The sequence below is a fragment of the Streptomyces flavidovirens DSM 40150 genome (assembly GCF_000429085.1).
GTDB classification, from domain to species: Bacteria; Actinomycetota; Actinomycetes; order Streptomycetales; family Streptomycetaceae; genus Streptomyces; species Streptomyces flavidovirens.
Genome location: NZ_AUBE01000048.1, coordinates 1 through 6,081 on the forward strand (window position 1 = coordinate 1; position 6,081 = coordinate 6,081).

General features: G+C 67.8%; 6 protein-coding genes and 3 pseudogenes. 5 read left to right on the top strand and 4 right to left on the bottom strand.

Going from position 1 to position 6,081, the window contains the following annotated elements; all coding sequences use genetic code 11:
• Positions 1-541: 541 nt before the first annotated feature.
• The 3 genes and pseudogenes from G412_RS0130690 to G412_RS38815 form a co-directional block, all read right to left on the bottom strand.
• Positions 542-1,048 carry a hypothetical protein gene (locus G412_RS0130690; RefSeq protein ID WP_028815371.1) on the bottom strand — a complete coding sequence of 169 codons (507 nt, stop codon included), beginning with the start codon at positions 1,046-1,048 and terminating at the stop codon, positions 542-544.
• Positions 1,038-1,271, bottom strand: a complete 234-nt coding sequence (locus G412_RS40380; RefSeq protein ID WP_167546506.1) for a hypothetical protein — start codon at positions 1,269-1,271, stop codon at positions 1,038-1,040. The genes G412_RS0130690 and G412_RS40380 overlap by 11 nt, the downstream gene beginning before the upstream one ends.
• 18 nt (positions 1,272-1,289) lie before the next feature.
• Positions 1,290-1,859, bottom strand: a pseudogene (locus G412_RS38815) (IS5 family transposase); the annotation flags it as partial.
• 256 nt (positions 1,860-2,115) lie between these two features.
• Here G412_RS38815 and G412_RS36860 point away from each other — a divergent pair.
• From G412_RS36860 to G412_RS39995, 4 genes and pseudogenes are all read left to right on the top strand, one after another.
• On the top strand, positions 2,116-2,784 hold the full coding sequence (locus G412_RS36860; RefSeq protein ID WP_279626792.1) for a transposase family protein: 669 nt from the start codon (positions 2,116-2,118) through the stop codon (positions 2,782-2,784).
• 490 nt (positions 2,785-3,274) lie between these two features.
• Positions 3,275-3,373 (top strand): annotated as a pseudogene (locus G412_RS41675) (reverse transcriptase/maturase family protein); the annotation flags it as partial.
• 143 nt (positions 3,374-3,516) lie between these two features.
• A pseudogene (locus G412_RS41300) lies at positions 3,517-3,651 on the top strand (group II intron maturase-specific domain-containing protein); the annotation flags it as partial.
• Positions 3,652-3,974: 323 nt separating this feature from the next.
• Positions 3,975-4,172: a hypothetical protein gene (locus G412_RS39995; RefSeq protein ID WP_028815373.1), complete on the top strand. Its 198-nt coding sequence runs from the start codon at positions 3,975-3,977 to the stop codon at positions 4,170-4,172.
• Here the strand turns inward: G412_RS39995 and G412_RS0130715 are convergent.
• On the bottom strand, positions 4,157-4,747 hold the full coding sequence (locus G412_RS0130715; RefSeq protein ID WP_028815374.1) for a TetR/AcrR family transcriptional regulator: 591 nt from the start codon (positions 4,745-4,747) through the stop codon (positions 4,157-4,159). The genes G412_RS39995 and G412_RS0130715 overlap by 16 nt on opposite strands.
• A gap of 68 nt (positions 4,748-4,815) precedes the next feature.
• Between G412_RS0130715 and G412_RS0130720 the strand changes: the two genes are divergently transcribed.
• Positions 4,816-5,919, top strand: coding sequence for an agmatine deiminase family protein (locus G412_RS0130720; protein WP_028815375.1), 1,104 nt, complete (start codon positions 4,816-4,818; stop codon positions 5,917-5,919).
• Positions 5,920-6,081: the final 162 nt, after the last annotated feature.

The window sequence follows — 6,081 nt, forward strand, 5'->3', positions numbered from 1 at the left end:
CGCTGCAGCGTCAGCGGTATCCAGGTCGGCTGCCAGCGGATGACTGTGCGGCTCTGCGCGGGGTCGTCGACGTCTTTTGGTCAGAGTGTGACCTGGGCGGATGCGCAAACCGAGACGATCGGCTGCAGTGGGGTGACGTGCAGGCCGCGCCTGCGGTCCTGGACCGAGGCCGATGACGTCGTCCGCCCATTCGCGGACCGTGAAGTCGCCTCGCAGATAGTCCTTGAACAGCACCGGGAAGGTGCTCGAGGGGCCGCGGACGGCAGATGCCCGCCCATCTCCCTGGTCCGCCGAGCTTCCATGCTCGTGCGAAGCCGCTTGCCGTGACTGCAGCAAGGGCGGCTGGGTGCCAGGTGGTGCGTCGACCAACGCTTGGTGGCTCCGACCCCGGTTCTAGTCAACGGGGCTGAGCAAGCCCGGTGCCAGCGACTTCACCAACGGCCCGTGGTGATCGCCCGGGCCACCCCGACTCCCCGGCGGTTGCCGGTCGCCCAAATCGTCAGCGGCTGATCTACCCCGGTGAACGACCGCGACCGGGCCGTCAGGCGGTGCAGCAACAGATGGAGCCCACCGGGGATGTGCAGTTCGCGTCCCTCGGCGCCGATCTCCCAGGTGGCCGTCGCGAACCACCTCCCCCTGGCCACGACGGCGCTTGACTCAGCTCGACCTCGACCGCCTTACCCTCCAGAAGCCTGTGGCGAGCACCCAGCTCCTTGACCGACTCGACGTTGCGCTCGCTCAGGGCGATCAATCTCCGCAAGTTGGGCGATGTGCCCGCGAAGGTGTGCAGCAGCAGATGCGCGTGGACCGCCAGGCTGACGCCGAGCCGGGAACAGCGCTGGTTGGCTGTTCTGAGGACCGTCTTCCAGCCCGACGCCATCATCGGCATGCCGTGCTCGCCCAGCCAGAGCATCGCCGGCTCCACTTCGTCCTCGGTCTCCATCATCAACTGGCGCCGCTGGACGTCGTTTAGCTGGTGCCGCTTCAGCCGCCGCCCGGCCTTACCAACGGTGTGCACCACATCCGGCCGGGACAGATCAGCGATCACCAGCGGACGGCAAACGCGGATATACCGCCCGGGCCTCGGCCAACACTGCCGCCCGGTCTACCGTGCTGTAGAAAGCCGCCTTCCGTACCAACGTGCCGGGCAGGTAGATCAAGCGGGCGGAGAAGTACTTGGCGATCACGCCCGGCAGCACCGACGGCAGCGAAATCTCCGGGACGGTGACGTGGACCTGCTCAGACAGTCGCGTCCCGGTTCGCACCAGCATGTCGGAGAACAACGTATTCCGCGACGCCCGTCGGCCCGGAGTCTGGGGATCCAGCAGCCCGTCCAGAACCGTGTCGAAGGCGGTGGAATCGTTGACGTTGCCGGGCGTGACGACGACGGCCAGAGGCAGGCCCCGGCCGTCGCAGGCGAGGTGGACCTTGGTGGTCAGCCCGCCGCAGGGCCGGCCCAGCGCCAGCCGCCGCGCGTGCCGGATCTTCCAGTTCGTCCCCCGCCGCTGCCCCTTTTTTTGCGGGGCGCCGGCGGCGTGCTGGTGAGCTCAGTTGATCGTGGAGTCGACCGACGCCGTCCACTCCACGGCCCCGACGGAGTCGTTGCGGACCTGGGCCTGGTCCAGCAGCCAGGCCCAGGTCCCGTCCTCCTCCCAGCGGGCGAACTGCTCATAGACCATCAGCTCTCCATGACCCATAACGTTCCGGCAGGTCACGCCATGGAGCACCCGTCCGCAACCGCCACAACCCCCGTTGATCACCTGCCGATGATCCCGCCACGGCCGCCACGACCATGAACACCCGGCAAGAGAGGCGCTATCCGTTCCCCACGCTGCATCCGTCAGCTCGCCACGACCCACGAGAGGACTGCACCGCACGGAGGTCTTCGTGTCCCACCGCAACGCCCGTCTGACCGTTCACGGCAGACGGCTGCTGGTGTCGGCGTACAAGTGGACGTGGCTCTGGCAAGATTTTCGTAGCCGGAGATCATCTCGGTGACACGGTCGGCCGGTCCGAATAGCGGGCAGCCTCTGCCTGTGCTCTTTTGAACTGGCAGGGCTGTTACCGCAGTTGGCTAATGTGCTGGTGGTCTCAGCCGAGGTCTCCGGTGCTGTCGTGGCCGTCCGCGCCCGCACGAGGTCTGGTGTTCCTGCGAGATGTACGGGATGCGGTCGGTTCAGCGCGTGGTGCCACAGCCGCTACGCACGACACCTCGCCGATGTCACTCTCGGAGGCCGGCCTCTGCGTATCGAGTTGTCCGTACGTCGCCTGTACTGCGAAAACGCGACCTGCCCGAAGAGGGCCGTCGCCGAGCAAGTACCGGGGCTGACCGTGCGCTACCAGCGGCGCACACCACAATTGCAGCGCCTGGTGGAGGCGGTCGGTGTGGCGCTGGCGGGCCGGGGCGGTTCTCGCATGCTGCGGATCTTGAGCATCAAGCTCTCGCGGTGCACCGTCCTGTCTCAGCTGATGCGGGTGCCTCTTCCGCCACTGGAGACACCTCGGGTGCTGGGGGTGGACGACTTCGCGCTTTACGGCGACACCTACGGCACCCTCCTCGTCGACGCCACCACCCGACTCCCGCTCACCCTCTGGGAAGGACGCGACGCCGAACAGCTCAGCCGGTGGCTCCGCGAGCACCCTGGTGTCGAAGTCGCCTGCCGCGACGGCTCCCTCACATACCGGCAGGGCATTGCGGCCGGCGCCCCCGATGCCATGCAGGTCAGCGACCGCTTGCAGTGCGGCATGAGGCGCCTTGTCGTATCCCCGACTCAGTCGGGATGAATTCGGAAGGAGATTCTTGGGTTTGATGGCTTACCCGATCCGGAAAGGGTGACGGGACCAGAGCATGCCAGGAAATCGACAGTCGCTCTCAGGCAGTAGAGGCGGACGCGTCGAGGGACCCGCGTGACACGGTGAAAGCTGGATTGCCTGAATCCCAATTCCCAGGAGATTGAAGGTCGAATCCGTCGGAGAGCTGCCCGTAACCGACGCCGCATCCTGCGACGACTTGATGGAATGGCCGACGCACCTTCCGGAGTGCGGAGCGATGCCCAGCGAGGGCATTCAAGGGAATGAGTGGGGCACCTACACCACGCTAGAACGTACGACAAGGACGAACATGGGATCGCCTACGGGAGGAGATCTTCCCATGGCGACGGAGGCCCCGTAGTAGTCGCCGGAGTAACGACCGGTCAAGGAGGACGGGAAAGCCGTCTGCATCGAGCGAAGGGGGCCAGGTGATCGGACACTCAAGACTTGGGAGGTATGCGAAATGCAGAGTGCCGAAACGCTGCTGGGTGTCCTCCGTGAACGCGGCAGGCGTGGCCTGCCGTGCAATGAACTGTATCGACAACCCTTCAATCCGCAGTTGTCCGCATCGTGCACCTGAGCGAGGGGTTCGACTTCCTGGGGTTCCGCATCCAGGGGCGCCGCAAACGAGGTACGGACAAGTGGTACGTCTACACAGACATTTCCAGGCGCGCTGTGCGCTCGGTGAAGTCGAAGGTGCGGGCCATGACCCACAGGTTGTCGCAACAAGACAGGGAGTACGTGCTGACCAGGCTCAACATGATCACGCACGGATGGGCCGAATACTTCAAGTACGCGATCGCGAAACGGGTCTTCTCCATGGTGGACGCGTTCACCTGGTGGAGAGTCGTGCGCATGCTGCGCTCGTGGCACAACTGGAGTTTCGGAGACGTCCGACGACGGCTGATCACTCCCTCCGGGGTGTGGCAGCCGATCACGTCGGGCGACGCTAAGTTGCGAAGGATTGCGGATCTCCCGGTCACCCGGTACCGCTACCGAGGCAACAAGATACCCCAACCCATGGACACAACCGGCCTGACGGCAGATGCCGTGGAGAGCCCGTTGCGCCGAGAGGCGCACGGCGGGTTCGGAGAGAAGTCCGGGGAAACGGAGCAGGGGCGACCTTGCCACCGCGCCCCGGCTTACTCTGAGAGTACGCGCACGTGCGGCGCCTCGGCATCGCCACCGACACCGAGCACCAGGCCGTGGATTCCGCCCGCGACCATGTCCTCGCGATGCTCGCCGAGCGCTCCGGCCCGTTCGCCGACGCCGCCGCGTGGACGGCCTGGCGGTGGAACCCGGCCTGGCCCGCCCCCCCCCGGCTGCCGCAGTCGGCGGCGGAGGCTCAACCCGTCCCGTAAGGTGGCTCGCCGAGTTCGGTGGTGAGGGCGCCGCGCAGCAGGTCGCGGGCGCGGTCGAGGGTGAGGGAGCCGCTGAGCCAGCGTTTGCTCAAGCCCTCGACGAGGGCGGTGAGGCGTTCGGCGGCGTCGTCCGCGGACACCTCCCGGGGGACGGTGTCGGCGAACTGGGCGCGGCGGACGAGGTCGCTCGCGTAGTCGGTCCAGCGGGCCGTGGTGGTGCGGAGCTGGTCGCGCAGCTCGGGCTGGAAGACGGCGGTGGAGCGCAGTTCGCCCCAGGCGGTGCTGTTCTCGACGACGGCCGGGGCGTCCTGGAGCTCCAACAGCAGCATCTCCTCCAAGTGCCCGCGCGGGTCGGTGTCGGGGTCGGCGGCGGGGTCCGTGTAGCGCTCGGCCCGGGTGTTGATGAACTCCAGCGTGTGGGCCAGCACACCGGCCCGGTCCCGGAAGTGGTAGTAGAGCAGCGAGGTGGAAACCCCTGCTTCCTCGGCGAGCTCTTCCACGCGCAGGCCCCGGATGCCGCGCTGGGCGATGACGCGGGCGGCTGCTTCCAAGATGGCGGTACGGCGATCGGACATGCCTCGATGCTACCGTCTTTCCTGACTGAAATTTCAGCCAGGAGTCTTCCGACGCTGAGAGGCCGACCATGGACACACCGAAACGCCGCACGCTGCTCAGGTCCGGGGCGGCCGCGGCACTCGCCGCGGCGGTGGCGGCGTGCGGGCCCGGGCGGGAAAACGCCGCCGCGCGGCGCATGCCGTCGGAGGCTCAGCGGCACGCGCGCACCTTCATGGCCTGGCCGCCGGCGGACTCGCAGTGGGCGGACTGGGCGGAGGAGGCCCAGGGCGACATCGCCCGGGTCGCCCGCGTGATCGCCGGGTTCGAACCCGTGGTGCTGCTGGCCGCCCCCGAGGAGGTGAAGAGGGCCCGGCGGGCCTGCGGGTCGGGTGTGGAGGTCGTGCCCGTCGCGGTGGACGACCTGTGGGTGCGGGACACCGGGCCCACGCTCGTCATGGGTCCAGGGGGAAGCCTGGAAGGGATCGACTTCCACTTCAACGGCTGGGGCGGCAAGCAGGAGCACCGGCGCGACGAGAAGGTCGCCCGTACCGTCCTGGCCCGCGAGGGCCTGCCCCGCCTCGACGCGCCGATCACCGCCGAGGGGGGCTCGCTGGAGGTCGACGGCCACGGAACGCTGATGGTCACCGAAAGCTCGCTGGTCAACCCCAACCGCAACCCAGGCCGGTCACGGGACGAGATCGAAAAGGCGTTGAAGGAACTCCTCGGGGTCTCCGTCGTGATCTGGTTCAAGGGCGTACGGGGGCAGGACATCACCGACTACCACGTAGACGCCCTGGCCCGCTTCGCCGAGGACGGCACCGTCCTGCTCAGCCGGCCGCACCCGGCGAACGGGCCGGACGTCTGGAGCCGCGCGTACGACCAGGCCCGTGGCGTGTTGAAGACGGCGGCCAACGCCCGGGGCCGGACACCAGAGATCATCGACCTGCCCGAACCGGACCCGTCCGCACTCGGCCGCCGCGGCCCGGACTTCCTCGGCTCGTACGCCAACTTCTACGTCGTCAACGACGCCGTGATCGTCCCGCGCTTCGGCGACCGGAAGGCCGACCGGAACGCCGTGTCGATCATCGGCGACCTCCACCCGGGCCGGAAGGTGGTCCCGGTGGAGATCAACACCGTCGCAGAGGGCGGCGGCGGCATCCACTGCGCCACCCAGCAGCAGCCAGACGTCTGATCAACTCGACCGGCAGGAGGCTTCGAGGTCGCGCATCTCGGCGCGCCGGGGCCTCGCGCTGCCCGGCTGACGCTGGAAGGGGGGCTTGTTGGTGTGCTGGGTGCTGGCTGGCCTGGTGTGTTGCTGGTTTGCTGAGAGACAGAATTGACGGTTCGATCGGGG

What these genes read in the sequence shown, in the direction of transcription:
- G412_RS40380 (WP_167546506.1), bottom strand. Translation starts at nt 1,271, where the DNA reads ATGCTGGTGCGAACCGGGACGCGACTGTCTGAGCAGGTCCACGTCACC.
- G412_RS0130715 (WP_028815374.1), bottom strand. Translation starts at nt 4,747, where the DNA reads ATGTCCGATCGCCGTACCGCCATCTTGGAAGCAGCCGCCCGCGTCATC.
- G412_RS0130720 (WP_028815375.1), top strand. Translation starts at nt 4,816, where the DNA reads ATGGACACACCGAAACGCCGCACGCTGCTCAGGTCCGGGGCGGCCGCG.